The organism is Streptomyces sp. NPDC059010 (assembly GCF_042740355.1).
Lineage (GTDB): Bacteria > Actinomycetota > Actinomycetes > Streptomycetales > Streptomycetaceae > Streptomyces.
Window position 1 is genome coordinate 93,435 of record NZ_JBHYJA010000005.1, and the last position, 17,100, is coordinate 110,534.

The window sequence follows — 17,100 nt, forward strand, 5'->3', positions numbered from 1 at the left end:
TCTCGGGGGGGGTGGTGGGGTGTGTCCTGGGTCTAATAGCCCCACCCCTCGAGCTGCGGCGCCTACCCGGCGCCCCCCCCCCCCCCCGGCGGTCGTGCACAAGCCGGTCAGGTCGCCGGGGCCGACGACACCGGCGGCCCCGTTCCGGGCCTGTCCTAGGTGACGGGAAGCGCCCGTAGCGCGACGGTGCCGGTGTGGCGCGGCGGATGCGTGGGCGCGGGAGGGCGGACCAGGGTCTGGAGTTCGGGTGTGGGGCGGGCGTGCAGTTCGCGGGCGACGAGCACGGCGTAGGCGTCGAAGACCCGCCGTGCCTCCACGAGGTTGCCCTCGGCGAGGTGGGCCTCGATCAGCGAGCGCTGGGCACTCTCGCGCAGCGGCTCGGCACTCACCGCGATCATGGCGGCCTCGATGGCCTCGGCGAACAGCCCGGCCAGCACCAGCTGACGGCTCTGCGCCTCCAGAGCGTGCAACAGGCGCTGGCGCAGCCGTTCCCGTTCGATCAGCGCCCAGTCGTCGTACCAGCCGGGCAGCAGTTCCAGGGCGTCCAGGTTCCGGGGCGCGATGCTCAGGTCCGCGCGGGTGGCCCGGCCGGCGATGAGCCGCGATGCCCAGGCGTTGACCGTGTGCATGTCGATGAGGAGGTCCTCGCGGGCCCTGAGCCCGGTACCGTCGGCGATCAGGAGCGGTTCGCCGAGCCGGTTGAGCCGCCAGAGCGAGGAGCGGAGGTTGCCGGCGGCGCGCCCCTCGTCTCCGATCGGCCAGAGCGTCCCGGCGGCCTGGCGGCGGCACACCCGCCCCGAGCGCAGGGACACGAAGACCAGCAGCCGCTGGCTGCCCTCGGGAACATTGAGCCGTCGCGTGCCGACCGTGACGTACGGGCCGTTGAAGAGGTGCAGGACGGGGACGTCCTCAGGGGCCTCGCCGTCGACGAGTGACTGCGCGAATTCGGCGACCATGGCACTCCTCCTCCCCCGCTTGGTGCGCCACGCCGCGAGCGTAGAGACGCTCGCGTCACCACGCTGTCACGAGGATGCCGGTCCCAGCGGCGGATGCGTTTCGTCCGTTTTCTGCCGGTCAGCCTCGAAATCCTGGAGGAACGCGCGGACGGTCCGCACGGCGGACCCGATGTCCGAGGTGACGAATGTCTCGACCGTCGCGGACCGCTCGATGTCGGGTACGAGGCGCAGGGTGAGCAGTGTGTGGTCGGACTGCAGTTCGACGCGTACGAGACATATGCCTGTACGGCGTTCGGCGGAAGTCATTCGCTCACCGTGCCAGAGGGGCGTCACGGCAGCGTGGTGAGCGGCCGCGCCGCGCGCACCCCGGGGTGGGGCTGGCGTGGCGTGCCGCTGCCGAGGAAGGTATTGACCATGGACACGGTCCACGCATAACTTCATTATACGGATTGTTGATTCCGTATGACGGAAAACAGGAGGGTGTAGGAATGGGTCAGGGCCAGCAGGAGAAGGTGGCGACAAGCCTCGCGGGCGCCGTCAGCGAGGAGATCAGCGCCTCCCTCGCCCCGGTCGACGCCGAGCTGGAGCGCCGCTACCCCGGCGACCCCGGCACCCGTCAGCCCGTCCACACCGTGTACGTCCCCGGTGACGTCTTCGCCGCCGACACCCTCCGCTCCTGGGGCGACCAGGCCCTCGCGCTCCTCGACGAGCACGCCCCGGACGCCGCGTCCTTCGCCGCCGTCCTCGGCCTGTCCGACGAACTCGCCGAGCCCGTCCACGCGCGTGTGCGCGCCAAGCTGGAGCGCGAGCCCATCGAGGACCTGCGCGTCGACTTCGAGGACGGCTACCACGGCCGGGACGAGGACCAGGACGCCGCCCGCGCGGCGCGGCTGATCGCGGAGGCGTACGAGAACGGCACTGCGGCCCCGTACATGGGCATCCGGATGAAGTGCATGGAGGCGCCCGTCCGCGACCGGGGCATCCGCACCCTCGACATCTTCCTCAGCGGCCTGATGGAGGCCGGTGGCCTGCCCGACGGGCTGGTGCTCACGCTGCCCAAGGTGACCTACCCCGAGCAGGTCACCGCCATGGTGCGGCTGCTGGAGGCGTTCGAGAAGACACGTGGGCTTGAGCCCGGCCGGATCGGCTTCGAGATCCAGATCGAGACCAGCCAGTCCATCCTCGCCACCGACGGCACCGCCACCGTCGCCCGCATGATCCAGGCCGCCGAGGGCCGCGCCACGGGCCTGCACTACGGCACCTTCGACTACAGCGCCTGCCTCGGCGTCTCCGCCGCCTACCAGGCCAGCGACCACCCGGCCGCCGACCACGCCAAGGCGATCATGCAGGTCGCGGCGGCCGGCACCGGCGTACGCGTCTCGGACGGCTCGACGAACGTCCTGCCGGTCGGCCCGACCGCGAAGGTCCACGACGCCTGGCGACTGCACTACGGCCTCACCCGCCGGGCCCTCGCTCGCGCCTACTACCAGGGCTGGGACATGCACCCCGGCCACATCCCGACCCGGTACGCCGCCGTCTTCGCCTTCTACCGTGAAGGTTTTGAGCAGGCTGCGGCCCGCCTCGCCCGCTACGCCAACCGGGCCGGCGGCGACGTCATGGACGAGCCCGCCACCGCCAAGGCGCTCAGCGGCTATCTGCTGCGTGGCCTGGACTGCGGCGCCCTCGACATCGCCGAGGTCGCCCGGCTCACCGGCCTGACCCGCGCCGATCTGGAGGGATTCGCGGCGCCCCGGCGTGGCGATCTGACGGTCTCCGCCCAGTAGACGGGGCTCTTCACGGGCCCTCACAGGCGTCACCGCAGGCTGGCGCTGTCACCGCTGCCCCTTACTCTGTACGGACGCATTGGCATGTCACAGGAACGGGGCAGCGGTGTCATCGGGGGAGAACGGACAGACCGACGAGGCCGGACGCCTGCTGGCCGGGCGCTACCGCGTCCTCGCACAGCTCGGGCGTGGCGGCATGGGCGTGGTCTGGCGGGCTGTCGACGAGGTCCTCGGCCGTGAGGTCGCCGTCAAGGAACTGCGCACCTACAGCGACGCCGACGGCCCCGAACTGGCGGATCTGCGGCTGCGGATGCAGCGCGAGGCCCGTGCGGCGGCCCGGGTGCGGCATCCCGGCGTCGTGGCGGTGCACGACGTGGCCGAGGTCGACGGACGCCCGCTGATCGTGATGGAGCTGGTCGACGGCCCCTCCCTGGAAGCCGTACTGCGCGAGCGCGGCACCCTCGACCCGCGTGAGGCGGCCGCGATCGGCGCCAAGGTCATGGACGCGCTGGCCGCCGCCCACCGCGCGGGCGTCCTGCACCGTGACGTCAAGCCCGGCAACATCCTGCTGGAGACCTCCGGCCGCGTCCTGCTCACCGACTTCGGCATCGCGACGATGGAGGACCCGGGCGACGGCTCGGCCACCAATCTGACCCGCACCGGCCATCTCGTCGGCTCCCTGGACTACTTGGCCCCCGAGCGCGCCCAGGGCTCCGATCCGGGCCCCTCCTCGGACGTCTGGGCGCTGGGCGCCACGCTGTACGCGGCGGTGGAGGGCTCCGCGCCCTTCCGTCGTACGTCGACGTTCTCCACGCTCACCGCGATCGTCAGCGAGCCCCTCCCCGAGCCCGCGCACGCCGGCCCCCTCGGCCCCGTCCTCCAGCGACTGATGGACAAGCGGCCCGAGTCCCGCCCCGAGGCCGGCGAGGCACGCGAACTCCTCCAGGCGGTGGCGGACTCGGACGGCACGGACGCCCCGACGGCGGCCCTGCGCGGACCGGAGGGCGCCGGCCCCGGCGAGACGGAGCGCAGCGTCCCGTCGGTACCGCCCGCCGTCGGACCGACAGCGGCCACGAGCCCCGACGGACAGGCGCAGCCCGGCCCGGCGGCACCCGCGGGACAGGCGTACGGCGGCCGGCCGCAGGGCGCGCCGGGAGCGCAGGGCAACGACACTCCCGTACAGGGCGTACCCGCCTCCGACCTCCCCGGGGCGCCTCGCTTCGCGGCCGCGGGACAGGGCGCGCAGGGCCCCGCGACTCCCGGCCAGGGCACACCGCCGGTACAGGGCTTCGGCGCGGCCGGGCAGTCCGGCCCGGGCGTACCGGGACACGGCGTCCCCGGTCAGCCGCCCGCGTCGCCGTTCGGCAGCGCACCGGGGCAGCCCGGCCAACCGCAGCCCGGCCACCCGCAGTTCGGCGGGCCGCAGTCCGCCCAGCCGTACTCCGGTCACCCGCAGTCCGGCTTCGGCGGCCCCACCCCGCAGTCGCCGGCCCAGGCCCCCACCGGCCCGATGGTCACCTCCTCCTCGGCCCCGCCCACCAGGCGCAAGGGTCGCGTGCTGCTCGCCGCCGTGGCTGTCGTCGTCGTCCTCGCGGCGGCCGGGGTCACGGTCGCCCTGGTGAACAACACGGGCGGCACCAAGGACAAGGCGCAGACCAACGTCTCCGCCACCTCCCCGGGCGCGTCCGAGGAGGGGAGCGGCAGCCCCGGCGCCGACGACTCGGGCGAGGCCGGACTGACCGACAAGGACGACAAGAAGTCGCCCGGCGCCACGAAGTCCCCGAGCCGATCGGCGGGAAGCGAGCCGACCGGAGGGCCCACCGCCTCCTCCCCGACCAAGACCTCGGGCTCCGGCTCCGGCGGGGGCGGCACCGACGGCGGCACCACGGGCGGCGACGGCGGAACGACGGGCGGTGGAGGCAGCACCGGCGGTGGCGGCACCACGGGCGGCGGGGGAACCACCGGCGGGGGCGGCAGCACACCGGCCCCGGCCTGCACTGACATCGGCGGCGGCAAGTACAACTGCCAGGTCTGGCGGACCGCCAAGTCCTACACCGCCTCCGGCACCGAGGTCGGCACCCTCAACGCGGGCACCAACTACTTCTACTGCCAGCAGAACCTGGGCCGCCGCGAGACCTACGGCGAGTGGACCAATGTCTGGTGGGCCAAGACGGACGACGACAACGGCAACACCGGCGTCTTCATCAGCGACGTCTACCTCAAGGGCGGCAACAACGACGAGCCGGTGCCCGGACTCCCGGTCTGCTGAGCCCAGCGCCTGCGCACAAGGGCTCTCAGCGCCGCCCGGGCCGGAGGTGGCCCTCCAGTCCGGAGGCCGTCACCAGCTTCTCCTCCGCGAACAGCAGGGTGCCCCGCTCGCACAGCCCGGCGTCGGCCCGCGCCCGCGCCGAGAACTCCTCGGGAGTGACGCCGAAGAGCTCCCTCAACCGGGCGGAGCCCACCAGGAGTTCGGTGAGCAGCGCACGCTGGCCGGGGTGGGTGCGCGGCGCGCCGGTGCCGTCGTGCAGGACGCCATGGCGGTTGACGTAGGCGAAGACGCCCGGGAGCGCGGTGCCGTCCGCCAGGTCGGCCCGCACCTCGGACGCCTCAAGCCAGGCGCGGCCGTAGTTGCCGTGCGGCGCGGGCACGCCCTCGCTCGCGTCGACCACCGCGAGCTGCTCGGCGTCGAGCCAGGTGACGAACAACTCCCGTACCTGGCCCGGCGCGTGGAACGGCGACGCGGACACGTACCCCATGCGGCTCACATGCGCGGAGACACCCACCTCGATGCCGGTCACCCGGACCTTCACCATGGGGAGGGGTGAGACGATGCCGAACTCGTTCATCTTGTGGCGGAGTTGGCCGGGGCAGGCGTTGGAGCCGACCGCGAGGACGGGCACGCGGCTGTCGTGCACCAGGCGGTCCAGGGGGAGTAGCCGGTTCCCGACGAGGAGCGCGGAGTCCGACGGCCAGGCGCCCGGGTAGAGCAGCGGATGATCGCGCGGCGCCTCGGCCAGGCCGAGCGCCTCCAGAGTGCGGCCGCCTTCAGGCAGCCACGACCCGCTCGTGCGGTCGTTCATGGCCGGTTCAGTCCGCCGGCGGCAGCTCGCCGGAGCCGCGGGTGATGAGCCGCGTCGGCAGCTCGATGCGTTCGGGGGTGACGAGGGTGCCGTCCAGCTGGCGGAACAGCCGCTCGGCGGCGGTACGGCCGATCGCCGCCGCGTCCTGCGCGACGACCGTGACGCCGGGCTGCAGCAGGTCGGCGAGTTCGATGTCGTCGAAGCCGACGAGGGCGACCCGGCGGGTCTGTTCGGCGAGGACCCGGATCACGGTGACCGTCACCCGGTTGTTGCCCGCGAAGACCGCGGTGACGGGGGAGGGCCCGGAGAGCATCTCCTCGGCCGCCCGGCGCACCCGCTGCGGGTCGGTGACACCCAGGGACATCCAGGAGTCCTCCACCGGTATGCCCGCGTCCTCCATCGCGGCCCGGTAGCCGCGCAGCCGCTCTGCGGCCGTGTGGATGCGGGGCATGTCACCGATGAAACCGATCCGGCGGTGGCCGTGGGCGATGAGATGGGCGACGCCGCCCCGGGCGCCGCCGTAGTTGTCGGACAGGACGCAGTCGGCGTCGATCTGCCCGGCCGGGCGGTCGACGAAGACGGTGGCGACGCCCGCCTTGAGCTCGGGCTCCATGTACCGGTGGTCGTCACCGGCCGGAATGATCACCAGCCCGTCCACCCGCCGCGCGCACAGCGCGAGCGCAAGCTCCTGCTCGCGGTCCGGGTCCTCGGCGCTGGAGCCGTTGATGAGCAGGGCGCCGTGTGCCCGGGCGACCTCCTCCACCGCCCGGCTCAGCGGGCCGTAGAAAGGGTCCGCCAGATCCTCCAGGACCAGACCGATGCTCGCCGTACGGCCCTTGCGCAGCACCCGCGCGCTGTCGTTGCGGCGAAAGCCCAGCGCGTCGATGGCCTCCTGGACACGGCGCTCCGTCTCCGGGGTGACCCCCGGCTCCCCGTTGACCACGCGCGAGACGGTCTTCAGACCGACTCCGGCACGCGCCGCGACGTCCTTCATGGTCGGACGATTGCCGTAGCGGGCTCCGGAGAGACGGTCGGCGGGGCGGTCGGATCGGCGGATGGCCTCGGGCACGATGCGGTGTCCTGTCCTGTCGTCGTCCACGCGGATGTGTCGGTTCATGGGGGTACGTCGCTCCGCGCGGATGCGTCGGTCCATGGGGGGTGCGTCGGCCCATGGGTTTGTATGAGGATGTGGCGTCGAGCATAGAGCCTGGACAACGTTGTCAGATCCGGGAGACACTGTCCACCGCAATCTCCGGCCTGCGCCCCCACCGCGAGACCGGCTCGTCCAATTCCCGTGGCCCGCGGGGAGTTCCGAATGGTTGACCGGGAGAACTGACACAGATGCACACCGACCTCGTGGCTGCGCTCGACATCGGCGGTACCAAGATCGCCGGAGCGCTGGTGGACGGTCACGGCACGATCGTGGCCCGGGCTCAGCGCGCGACGCCGGCCCGGGAGGACGGCGAGACGGTGATGCGGGCCGTCGAGGAGGTCGTCGGCGAGCTCACCGCGTCGCCGCTGTGGGAGCGGGCCGCGGCCCTCGGCATCGGCAGCGCGGGCCCGGTGGACGCCTCGGCGGGCACGGTGAGCCCGGTGAACGTGCCCGGCTGGCGTGAGTATCCGCTGGTCCGGCGGGTCCGCGAGGCGGCCGGCGGGCTGCCCGTGGAGCTGATCGGCGACGGGGTGGCCATCACCGCGGCCGAGCACTGGCAGGGCGCGGCCCGGGGTCATGACAACGCCCTGTGCATGGTCGTCTCCACGGGCGTCGGCGGCGGCCTGGTGCTCAACGGCCGGCTGCACCCGGGCCCCACCGGCAACGCCGGCCACATCGGCCACATCAGTGTCGACCTGGACGGCGACGAGTGCCCCTGCGGTTCACGTGGCTGCGTGGAGCGCATCGCCAGCGGCCCCAACATCGCCCGGCGGGCCCTGGAGAACGGCTGGCGGCCGGGCCCGGACGGCGACACGTCCGCCGCCGCGGTGGCCGCCGCCGCGCGTACGGGCGACCCGGTCGCCGTGGCCTCCTTCGAGCGGGCGGCGCAGGCCCTGGCGGCCGGGATCGCGGCCACCGCGACCCTCGTGGAGATCGACATCGCCGTGATCGGCGGGGGCGTCGGCAAGGCGGGCGACGTCCTCTTCACGCCGCTGCGCAAAGCGCTGACCGACTACGCCACGCTGTCCTTCGTCCAGCGACTGGTGATCACACCGGCCCAGATGGGCACGGACGCGGGGCTGGTGGGGGCCGCGGCGGCGGCGCTCGCCAAGGGGGCGCATACGGCCACGGTCTGACGGCCCCCGGCAGGAACGTTCCCCCAGCTGCCGAGCCCCCGTCACCGGCTCGGCAGCCGAGGCCCGCTCATCTGCTCCGGAGCGAACCGCCGGACCCGGGCCGGCTCAACAGCTGAGCCGCGCCTGCGCCCAGTCCCCGTGGTCCGACGTGATGCCGTCCCCGCCGTCCGTGACGACGAGCCGCACCACCTGGGCACCGCTCACGTCGGCCGTGACCGGCTGGGCCGGCATCGCGTTGGTGAGGACGCCGGTCGAGGCGGCCTTGCCGCCGTCCGCCCAGATCTCGAAGGCGACGGTGCCGTCCGCGCCCTCCTCGTCGTCGACCCCGACCTGCGCGGTGACCGTCTCGCAGGCGCCGCCGGCGTAGTACTCGACGGCACTCTCGGCATGCACGCCGAGCCCCGTGCCGTACACCACGCCGCCGATGGTGATCGGATGGCCGTCACCCGCGCCGCTCTCCCCATTGCTGGTGTTGCGCTCGACCGGCCCCCAGCCATTGGTGGCCGACAGCCAGGGCAGGTCACCCAGCCCGGACGTCCCCGAGGGCGGCGGTGCCACCACGTTCGCGGTCAGCGGCAGCGTGTTGTCCACACGGACACCGGTCGGAGAGCGGTAGCTCGCCTTGAGGGTGAGGCCGTACGACCCCGTGGGCGTCCCCTCCGGCGCGGTGACCGCCCATGCCGTACGCAGGGAGCGGCCCGTCGGCAGTGCGGGCGAGCTGGTCGGTGACGTCGCCCGGACGGTCCACCCCTCGGGGCCGGTCAGCGCGACGGACACGCGCTGGGCCGGCGTACGCCCGAGGTCGGTGACCGTCGACGTCAGTGTCGCCGTCCGGCCCGCCTCGACGAACGGGCCGCCGTCCAGGCCGAGTTCGACGGCGGGCGGGTACTGGGCCCACTTGGGGTCGGCCCAGGCGCGCAGGAGGACCGTGCCGTGCGCCGGGACGGTCGCGGAGATCGTGCCCGCGGTGTTGTGGCTGCGGTGCTGCCACAGGTCGCGCAGCGTGTACGCGTCCGCGGCGGGCAGGCCGACCGCCGCGGCGCTGGTGGAGATGCGCTGGGCGGTGCCGGACTCGTTGAACAGGGCCACCGCGCGGCTGCCGTCCCGCATCTCCTTGGCGACGACCCAGCGCCCGCCCTGCGAGGAGATCACCGTGCCCTGCTTGCCCAGCGGGTCCTGGTCGACCGCGATGACCTCGCGGTTGCCGAGGATGTCGAAGGTGGCCGGGGAGGCCGACCGCAGGTCGGAGCCGATGAGCAGCGGCGCGGCCATGATCGACCACATCGAGAAGTGCGAGCGGTACTCGGTGTCCGTCATACCGCCGTTGCCGACCTCCAGCATGTCGGGGTCGTTCCAGTGCCCGGGTCCGGCGTGCGGTGCGAGCGGCAGGTTCCGCTTCAGGATCGCCAGCATCGAGCCCCAGTTGTCGCTGATGTCACCGGTGGTGCGCCACAGATGGCCGACGTCGGCGGCCCATTCCCAGGGCTTGTTCTCGCCCCACTCGCAGATGCTGTAGACGATCGGGCGGCCGGTGGCCCTGAGCGCGTCGCGCATGGTCGTGTAGCGCTGCTTGGCGTCCACGCCCTGGTTGTTGCAGTTGTCGTACTTGAGGTAGTCCACGCCCCAGTCCGCGAACTGCCGGGCGTCGCTGTACTCATGGCCGAGGGCGCCGGGGAAACCGGCGGTGTTGCAGGTCTTCGTGCCCGCGCTGGTGTAGATGCCGAGCTTGAGGCCCTTGGCGTGGACGTAGTCCGCGACCGCCTTGATCCCGCCCGGGAAGCGGACCGGGTCGGGCACCAGCTTGCCGTTCGCGTCCCTGGTGGGCAGGGCCCAGCAGTCGTCCAGGTTGACGTACTCGTATCCGGCGTCTTTGAGGCCCTTCTCGACGAAGAGGTCCGCGATCCCCTTGACCATGGACTCGTTGAACTCGGCTCGGCAGTGCGTGGAGTTCCAGTTGTTGAAGCCCATGGGCGGGGTGAGGGCGAGCCCGTCGTCCAGAGCGGGCGCGACGGGGGCCGCGGCGGCCGTGGGGACGGCGAGCCCCGCCGCGCACAGCAGACCTGCGGCCAGTGCTCCGACGAGTCTTGTGCGGGTTGTGCGGGTGGGAAGGTGACGCATCGTTACGTTCCTCCGAACCAGCAAAGGTGGGATGACGGCATGCACGCGTCATGGCGGGGTTCACGTTAGAAGCTGTCGGAGCGTGTTGGAAGTCGCGCGGCGGGGTGTGGATTCCTGAGGTTCTCGGAGTGGCCGACACGCCAATGTTTTGAACGTGTTCAACTTCTGCGTTAGGCTTGTGCCACACGAGATGGGGGAGTCGATGAAGATAGTGATCCCCGGGGGAACCGGGCAGGTGGGCACCGTCCTGAACCGCGCGCTGACCGCCGCGGGCCACGACGTCGTGGTCCTGACCAGACGGCCCACCCATGACCGGCAGGTCCGCTGGGACGGCGAGACATTGGGTCACTGGGCCACGGTGATCGACGGCAGCGACATCGTGATCAACCTGGCCGGCCGCAGTGTCAGCTGCCGCTACACCGCGCCCAATCTGCAGGCCATGATGGATTCGCGGGTCCACTCCACCCAGGTCGTCGGCGAGGCGATCGCGCGGGCCGCCCGGCCGCCCCGGGTCTGGCTGCAGATGAGCACCGCCACCGTCTACGCCCACCGCTTCGACGCGCCCAACGACGAGGCGACGGGTGTCATCGGCGGCGGCGAGCCCGGCGTGCCGGACTACTGGGCGTACAGCGTCGAGATCGCCCGGGCCTGGGAGCGGGCGCAGGAGGAGGCCGACACCCCGCACACCCGGAAGGTCGCCCTGCGCTCCGCCATGGTGATGAGCCCCGACCGGGGCGGCGTGTTCGACGTCCTGCTGGGGCTGGCGCGCCTGGGCCTCGGCGGCCCCGTCGCGGGCGGCGGACAGTACGTCTCCTGGATCCACGACCGCGACTTCGTCCGTGCCGTCGACTTCCTGGTCGACCGGGACGATCTCACCGGACCGGTGAACCTCGCCGCCCCCGAACCACTGCCGCAGCGTGCGTTCATGCGGGCGCTGCGCTCCGCGTGGGGTGTCCCGGTGGGCCTGCCCGCGACCAGGTGGATGGCGGAGCTCGGCGCGTTCGCGCTGCGCTCGGACACCGAGCTCCTGCTCAAGAGCCGGCGCGTCGTCCCCGGCCGGCTGCTCGACGCGGGGTTCGCCTTCGAGCACTCCCGCTGGCCGGAGGCGGCCGACGATCTCGTCCAGCGCGTGCGGCTGCGCCGGGTCGCCCGGCGGCCCGGGTCCGGGGTTCCCGCGCTGTCCTGATTGTCCCGAGGTGGGGCGTGACCCCCGGTCCGGTTTCGCCGTTGAACCGGCCATGAAGAAGCGCAGCATGCTCGCCATCGCCTCCCTGGCCACCGGATGCGTCGTCGCGGCGATCACCCCGTCCCACTCGGCCGAGCTCTCGGGTACCTCCGGCACCGGCGCCCCCGCTGCCGGGATGCCCGATGTCGGTGGTCAGACCAAGGTCGCGGGCCTGGACATGGGTGGCCGGAGCAAGCTCGGCGGCCTCAACACGGGCGGTCAGACCAAGGTCGCCGGGATCAGCGTGGACCGGGCCCTGGACACCGTCGGCTCGGCCATCAACCGTGAAACGGACAAGGCTGTGAACAACGCCCCCCACGGCAAGAAGCGCTGACGAGCACAATCGGCCCGATCACACGGCGCCGGCACCCTCGCACCCGCGAGGGCTCCGGCGCCGTAGTCATGCGCCCTCTACGAGAGCTGGTTTCCGTGGCAGGGTGGAGCGGGCAAGCCACAGGGGGCCAACAGAAGAGGGGGAAACGTGATCGTTTGGATCAACGGCGCGTTCGGTGCGGGGAAGACCACCACCGCACGGGAACTGATCGAGCTGATCCCGAACAGCACGCTCTTCGACCCCGAGGTCATCGGCGGAGCACTCACCCACCTGCTCCCGCCCAAGCGCCTCACCGAGGTCGGCGACTTCCAGGACCTGCCGATCTGGCGGCGTCTCGTGATCGACACGGCGGCCGCGCTGTCCGCCGAGCTCGGCGGGACCCTGGTGGTCCCCATGACGCTGCTGCGCCAGGAGTACCGCGACGAGATCTTCGGCGGCCTCGCCGCCCGCCGCATTTCCGTCCAGCACATCCTCCTCGCCCCGGCGGAAACGATCCTGCGGGAGCGAATAGCCGGACGGGACGTCCCGCCCGACCTGCCCGACGGTGAGGTACGGATCCGGCAGTGGTCGTACGACCACATCGAGCCGTACCGTGCCGCGCTCGCCTCCTGGCTCACCGCCGACGCCCACCCCGTCGACAACGGCGGCCTGACACCGTACGAGACCGCCGTCCGGATCGCCCAGGCGGTCGGTGACGGTACGGTCCCCGTCTGCGACATCGTGCAGACGCCCGAGCCCACCGCCGAGACCGTCGCCTCCGGGGTGCTGCTCTTCGACGAGCAGGGCCGGGTGCTGCTCGTCGACCCCACCTACAAGCCCGGCTGGGAGTTCCCCGGCGGGGTCGTCGAACGCGGCGAGGCGCCCGCGCGCGCGGGCATGCGCGAGGTCGCCGAGGAGACGGGGATCAGGCTGGAAGACGTACCGCGTCTCCTGGTCGTCGACTGGGAGCGGCCCTCGCCTCCCGGCTACGGCGGTCTGCGCCTCCTCTTCGACGGCGGGCGCCTGGACTCCACGGAGGCCGAGCATCTGCTGCTGCCCGGCCCCGAGCTGCGTGACTGGCGTTTCGTCACGGAGGAGGAGGCCGCCGACCTGCTGCCGCCGGTGCGCTACGAGCGGCTGCGCTGGGCGCTGCGGGCACGGGAACGCGGGGCGGCGCTCTACCTGGAGGCAGGCATTCCGACGTCCTGAAGCGCGTCCCGCAGGGCTTCGTGCGGGTAGGGGGCGAGCCTGCTCTCGTGCTCCAGCCGGTGCCGGAACTCGTCCATCACGACGGCTCCTCGTGCACGTCGGGTGATGACCCCGGCGGCGGCCTCCGGGATGCCGCCGCCGGGCCGGGCGAAGAAGTCGTGCTCCTGCCGGGTCAGCGGGAAACGGGAGGAGAGCGCGAGGCCGTAGTCGGCGAGGTAGAGCTGCCGGCCGTCGGTGAGGACGTTGTGGAAGTGGGTGTCGAAGTGCAGGAGCTGGTGGGCGTGCAGGAAGGCGGTGGTGGCTTCGAGGCCCTGCTCCACCAGCGTGCACGCGGGCTCCGCGTCGCCCGTCGCCAGCCGGATGCCGAGCCAGTCGTGCAGCGTGTGCGGGATGTACTCCAGGAACAGCGCCAGGCATGAGGAGGCCGTACGGAGCCCCTCGATGCGCTCGCGCACCTGCGGGCCGCCGCCCCCGTAGGCGACGGCCCGCTCCACGTCGGCCAGTTCGTCGGGTAGGGGCTGCGGGGGCTGGGGCAGGACGCGCCAGGGGTGCAGCAGCGGGCAGTCCGCGAACCGGGCTGCCGATGCCGTAGTGGCAGAAGGCGGGCACACCCAGGACATCGGCCATCGAGCGGACGTTCTCGGAGAGGAGTTCGGTGTCGGTGCGCCGTCCTTGCTTCACGTACACCCGGGCGCCGTTCACCTCGATCACCTTGGTCCGCCCGCCGATGCCGGTTCCGGCCCGTGTCCCGTCCGCCACGAGCCGCGCGAGGGACCTGGCGATGTCCGTGTGGGCGCTGAGGCGCGCGGTGCGGGGCATGCACCTATCCTCGGCGCCCGCGTCCTCAACTCGCCGCGTAGTTGCGCAGGAACAGTGCCTCGGTGACCGAGAGACGCTCCAGCTCCTGCGGGGAGACGCTCTCGTTGACGGCGTGGATCTGGGCCTCCGGCTCGCTCAGGCCGATGAGGAGGATCTCCGCCTGCGGGTAGAGGGCGGCGAGGGTGTTGCACAGCGGGATCGAGCCGCCCTGGCCGGCGTACTGCATCTCCTGGCCCGGGTAGGCCACCGCCATCGCGTCGGCCATCGCCTGGTACGCCGGGCTGCCGGTGTCGGCGCGGAACGCCTGGCCCTGCCCTATCTGCTCGGTGCGCACCCGGGCGCCCCACGGCGTGTGCGCCTCGACGTGCGCCTGGAGCAGCTTGGTGGCCTCGGCCGCGTCCACGCCCGGCGGCACCCGCAGGCTGATCAGGGCACGCGCGCTCGCCTGCACGGACGGGGTGGCGCCGACGACCGGCGGGCAGTCGATGCCGAGGACCGTGACGGCGGGCCGCGCCCAGATACGGTCCGCGACCGTGCCGGAGCCGATCAGCTCGACGCCGTCGAGGACCTTGGCGTCCTGGCGGAACTGCCCGTCCTCGTACTGCAGCCCTTCCCACGACGCCTGGCCGGTCAGCCCGTCCACCGTGGTCGAACCGTCCTCGGCGCGCAGCGAGTCGAGTACGCGGATGAGGGCGCCCAGCGCGTCGGGTGCGGCCCCGCCGAACTGGCCGGAGTGCAGGTTGCCTTCGAGGGTGTCGATCTGCACGCGCACCAGGGTCATACCGCGCAGGGTCGAGGTGACCGTCGGCAGGCCGACGCGGAAGTTGCCCGCGTCGCCGATCACGATGGTGTCGGCCGCCAGCAGCTCCGGGTGCTCCTCGGCGTACCGCTCCAGACCGCCGGTGCCCATCTCCTCGGAGCCCTCGGCGATCACCTTGACGTGCACCGGCACGCCGCCGTTCGCCTTGAGCGCGCGCAGCGCCAGCAGGTGCATGATCACGCCGCCCTTGCAGTCGGCGGCACCGCGCCCGTACCAGCGGCCGTCGCGCTCGGTCAGCTCGAACGGCGGGGTGGTCCAGGCGGTCTCGTCCAGCGGGGGCTGCACGTCGTAGTGGGCGTACAGCAGGACCGTCCTGGCGCCCTCGGGGCCGGGCAGATAGCCGTACACCGACTGCGTGCCGTCGGGGGTGTCGAGCAGCGCGACGTCCTGGAAGCCCTCCGCGCCGAGTGCGTCGGCGACCCAGCGGGCGGCGCCCTCGCTCTCGCTCCTGGGGAACTGGTCGAAGTCCGCCACCGACTTGAAGGCCACCAGCTCGGTGAGCTCCGCCCGCGCCCTGGGCATCAGCGAGGCGACGGTCTCGGCGACCGGATTCGACGACATGGGCACGCTCCTTGTGGGTGCGACGTTGTACGTGTGAGTGCTGTGATCCTCCCACAGCGGCCTGCGACGATGCCCGCCGTAGGATGCGGGGGACAGCAGCAGACGGCGGCTTGATCGGGAGCAGTAGACCATCGTGAGCAGCGAGAACTCTTCGGCGGACGACGTGCGTCAGGTGTGGGACGTCGTCGTGGTGGGCGCGGGGCCCGCGGGGGCCTCGGCCGCGTATGCGGCGTCGGTCGCGGGGCGGCGCGTGCTGGTGCTGGAGAAGGCGGAGCTGCCGCGCTACAAGACCTGCGGCGGCGGCATCATCGGCCCCTCGCGCGACTCGCTCCCGCCCGGCTTCGAGCTGCCCTTCCGGGAGCGGGTGCACGCGGTCACCTTCTCCAACAACGGCCGCTTCAGCCGGACCCGCCGCTCCAAGCAGATGCTCTTCGGGCTGATCAACCGGCCCGAGTTCGACCAGCAGCTCGTCGAGCACGCGCAGAAGGCGGGCGCCGAACTGCGGACGGGCGTCACCGTGCAGCGCGTCGAGCAGCACGGCTCGGCGGTGCCCGACCGGCGCAGCGTCGCGGTCGTCCTGCAGGGCGGCGAGACGCTGCTCGCGCGGGCCGTGATCGGCGCGGACGGCAGCGCCAGCCGGATAGGGGCCCATGTCGGGGTGAAGCTCGCCCAGGTGGACCTCGGCCTGGAGGCGGAGATCCCGGTGCCGGAGACGGTCGCCGAGGACTGGAAGGGGCGGGTCCTCATCGACTGGGGGCCGATTCCCGGCAGTTACGGCTGGGTGTTCCCCAAGGGCGACACGCTGACGGTCGGGGTGATCTCCGCGCGCGGTGAAGGCGCCGCCACCAAGCGGTACTTGGAGGAGTTCATCGGGCGACTCGGGCTCGCCGGGTTCGAACCGAGCATCTCCTCCGGGCACTTGACGCGCTGCCGCGCCGACGACTCCCCGCTGTCACGCGGGCGCGTGCTGGTGTGCGGTGACGCGGCGGGTCTGCTGGAGCCCTGGACACGCGAGGGGATCTCGTTCGCGCTGCGGTCGGGGCGGCTCGCGGGGGAGTGGGCGGTCAGGATCGCCGAGGCGCACGACGCGGTGGACACCCGGCGCCAGGCGCTGAACTACGCCTTCGCGGTCAAGGCGGGCCTCGGCGTCGAGATGAGCGTCGGCAAGCGGCTGCTGACGGTGTTCGAACGCCGTCCGGGTCTCTTCCACGCGGCGCTGACCGGGTTCCGGCCGGCCTGGAAGGCGTTCATGGACATCACCCGCGGTTCGACGTCGCTCGCAGAGATCGTCCGCGTCCACCCCATGGCCCAGCGCGCCCTGACCGCGCTGGACCGCCGTGCGGAGCCCGTGGCGGACGAGGCCACGTCCTGACGATCATCCGGGTCACTGCTTGACGGTGATCCGGAAGACCGGGTGGTCCTGGGCCGCCGCGGCGAGCTCCTCGTCGGTGGACTTCGCGGTGACCCCGTTGAAGTACTGGTTGACCTCCCAGCCCCACTTCTCCAGATAGGTCCGCAGGATCGGGAGCTTCTCCGCGTCGGGAAGCTCCACCGCGGCGAACTCACGGACCCTGCGTCCGACGCGCAGCTCCCCGCCGCCGGCCGCGCGCATGTTGCGCACCCACTGGGAGTGACCGCGGGCCGACACGAGGTACTGCGTGCCCTCGTAGGTGTGCGGGTTGACCGGGATGCGCTGCATCTTGCCGCTCTTGCGGCCACGCACGGACATCTCCGCCGTGCCCGCGAGACTGAGCCCGTGCCGGGCGAGCCAGCCGATGACGCTGTTGAGGCGGACGTTCAGCGCGCTGCCCTTGAGGTAGTACGGCGACGACATGGTGACCCCCGGAGAGTGAGTTCAGAGAGCGGTGCTCTCGCTTGAGAGCAGTGTGCACGACTTTGCCGACCCAAAGCAAGAGCAGTGCTCTC

15 protein-coding genes are annotated in these 17,100 nt (G+C 72.4%); 7 read left to right on the forward strand and 8 right to left on the reverse strand.

All coding sequences use genetic code 11. The annotated features are described in order from the left end of the window. Positions 1-155: 155 nt before the first annotated feature. Together ACFWYS_RS06740 and ACFWYS_RS06745 are read right to left on the reverse strand one after the other, a co-directional pair. Positions 156-956 (reverse strand): BTAD domain-containing putative transcriptional regulator, encoded by an 801-nt coding sequence (locus ACFWYS_RS06740; RefSeq protein ID WP_384764343.1) that lies wholly within the window; start codon positions 954-956, stop codon positions 156-158. Positions 957-1,022: 66 nt separating this feature from the next. Continuing rightward, positions 1,023-1,262 (reverse strand): hypothetical protein, encoded by a 240-nt coding sequence (locus ACFWYS_RS06745; RefSeq protein ID WP_384764346.1) that lies wholly within the window; start codon positions 1,260-1,262, stop codon positions 1,023-1,025. A gap of 182 nt (positions 1,263-1,444) precedes the next feature. Between ACFWYS_RS06745 and ACFWYS_RS06750 the strand changes: the two genes are divergently transcribed. Together ACFWYS_RS06750 and ACFWYS_RS06755 are read left to right on the forward strand one after the other, a co-directional pair. Then, positions 1,445-2,740 carry a DUF6986 family protein gene (locus tag ACFWYS_RS06750; RefSeq protein WP_384764348.1) on the forward strand — a complete coding sequence of 432 codons (1,296 nt, stop codon included), beginning with the start codon at positions 1,445-1,447 and terminating at the stop codon, positions 2,738-2,740. Positions 2,741-2,846: 106 nt separating this feature from the next. After that, positions 2,847-5,009, forward strand: coding sequence for a protein kinase (locus ACFWYS_RS06755; RefSeq protein WP_384764350.1), 2,163 nt, complete (start codon positions 2,847-2,849; stop codon positions 5,007-5,009). Positions 5,010-5,034: 25 nt separating this feature from the next. Here ACFWYS_RS06755 and ACFWYS_RS06760 read toward each other — a convergent pair whose 3' ends face one another. After that, positions 5,035-5,820 carry a hypothetical protein gene (locus ACFWYS_RS06760; RefSeq protein ID WP_384764353.1) on the reverse strand — a complete coding sequence of 262 codons (786 nt, stop codon included), beginning with the start codon at positions 5,818-5,820 and terminating at the stop codon, positions 5,035-5,037. A 7-nt stretch (positions 5,821-5,827) separates the two neighbouring features. Then, the gene (locus tag ACFWYS_RS06765; RefSeq protein ID WP_384764355.1) at positions 5,828-6,937 is read right to left on the reverse strand and encodes a LacI family DNA-binding transcriptional regulator; all 1,110 of its coding nucleotides are present in this window, start codon (positions 6,935-6,937) and stop codon (positions 5,828-5,830) included. A 224-nt stretch (positions 6,938-7,161) separates the two neighbouring features. Here ACFWYS_RS06765 and ACFWYS_RS06770 point away from each other — a divergent pair, with 224 nt between their 5' ends. Continuing rightward, positions 7,162-8,109, forward strand: coding sequence for an ROK family protein (locus tag ACFWYS_RS06770; protein WP_384764357.1), 948 nt, complete (start codon positions 7,162-7,164; stop codon positions 8,107-8,109). Positions 8,110-8,214: 105 nt separating this feature from the next. On the opposite strand, the gene ACFWYS_RS06775 is transcribed toward ACFWYS_RS06770, so the two are convergent. Next, positions 8,215-10,227: an NPCBM/NEW2 domain-containing protein gene (locus tag ACFWYS_RS06775; RefSeq protein WP_384764360.1), complete on the reverse strand. Its 2,013-nt coding sequence runs from the start codon at positions 10,225-10,227 to the stop codon at positions 8,215-8,217. Positions 10,228-10,429: 202 nt separating this feature from the next. Here ACFWYS_RS06775 and ACFWYS_RS06780 point away from each other — a divergent pair, with 202 nt between their 5' ends. From ACFWYS_RS06780 to ACFWYS_RS06790, 3 genes are all read left to right on the forward strand, one after another. Continuing rightward, positions 10,430-11,413, forward strand: a complete 984-nt coding sequence (locus ACFWYS_RS06780) for a TIGR01777 family oxidoreductase (RefSeq protein ID WP_384764363.1) — start codon at positions 10,430-10,432, stop codon at positions 11,411-11,413. Positions 11,414-11,465: 52 nt separating this feature from the next. Then, on the forward strand, positions 11,466-11,786 hold the full coding sequence (locus tag ACFWYS_RS06785; RefSeq protein WP_384764366.1) for a hypothetical protein: 321 nt from the start codon (positions 11,466-11,468) through the stop codon (positions 11,784-11,786). Positions 11,787-11,933: 147 nt separating this feature from the next. Next, positions 11,934-12,974: an NUDIX domain-containing protein gene (locus ACFWYS_RS06790; RefSeq protein ID WP_384764368.1), complete on the forward strand. Its 1,041-nt coding sequence runs from the start codon at positions 11,934-11,936 to the stop codon at positions 12,972-12,974. On the opposite strand, the gene ACFWYS_RS06795 is transcribed toward ACFWYS_RS06790, so the two are convergent. Both ACFWYS_RS06795 and ACFWYS_RS06800 read right to left on the reverse strand, forming a co-directional pair. Next, positions 12,944-13,585: a hypothetical protein gene (locus ACFWYS_RS06795; protein WP_384764371.1), complete on the reverse strand. Its 642-nt coding sequence runs from the start codon at positions 13,583-13,585 to the stop codon at positions 12,944-12,946. The two genes, ACFWYS_RS06790 and ACFWYS_RS06795, sit on opposite strands and share 31 nt — an antisense overlap. Before the next feature lie 233 nt (positions 13,586-13,818). Next, complete coding sequence (locus ACFWYS_RS06800) at positions 13,819-15,174, reverse strand: dipeptidase (protein ID WP_384764374.1); 1,356 nt, start codon at positions 15,172-15,174, stop codon at positions 13,819-13,821. Between the two features lie 133 nt (positions 15,175-15,307). Here ACFWYS_RS06800 and ACFWYS_RS06805 point away from each other — a divergent pair, with 133 nt between their 5' ends. Beyond that, positions 15,308-16,546 (forward strand): geranylgeranyl reductase family protein, encoded by a 1,239-nt coding sequence (locus ACFWYS_RS06805; RefSeq protein WP_384764376.1) that lies wholly within the window; start codon positions 15,308-15,310, stop codon positions 16,544-16,546. 12 nt (positions 16,547-16,558) lie between these two features. On the opposite strand, the gene ACFWYS_RS06810 is transcribed toward ACFWYS_RS06805, so the two are convergent. Next, complete coding sequence (locus ACFWYS_RS06810; RefSeq protein ID WP_384764379.1) at positions 16,559-17,008, reverse strand: nitroreductase family deazaflavin-dependent oxidoreductase; 450 nt, start codon at positions 17,006-17,008, stop codon at positions 16,559-16,561. Positions 17,009-17,100: the final 92 nt, after the last annotated feature.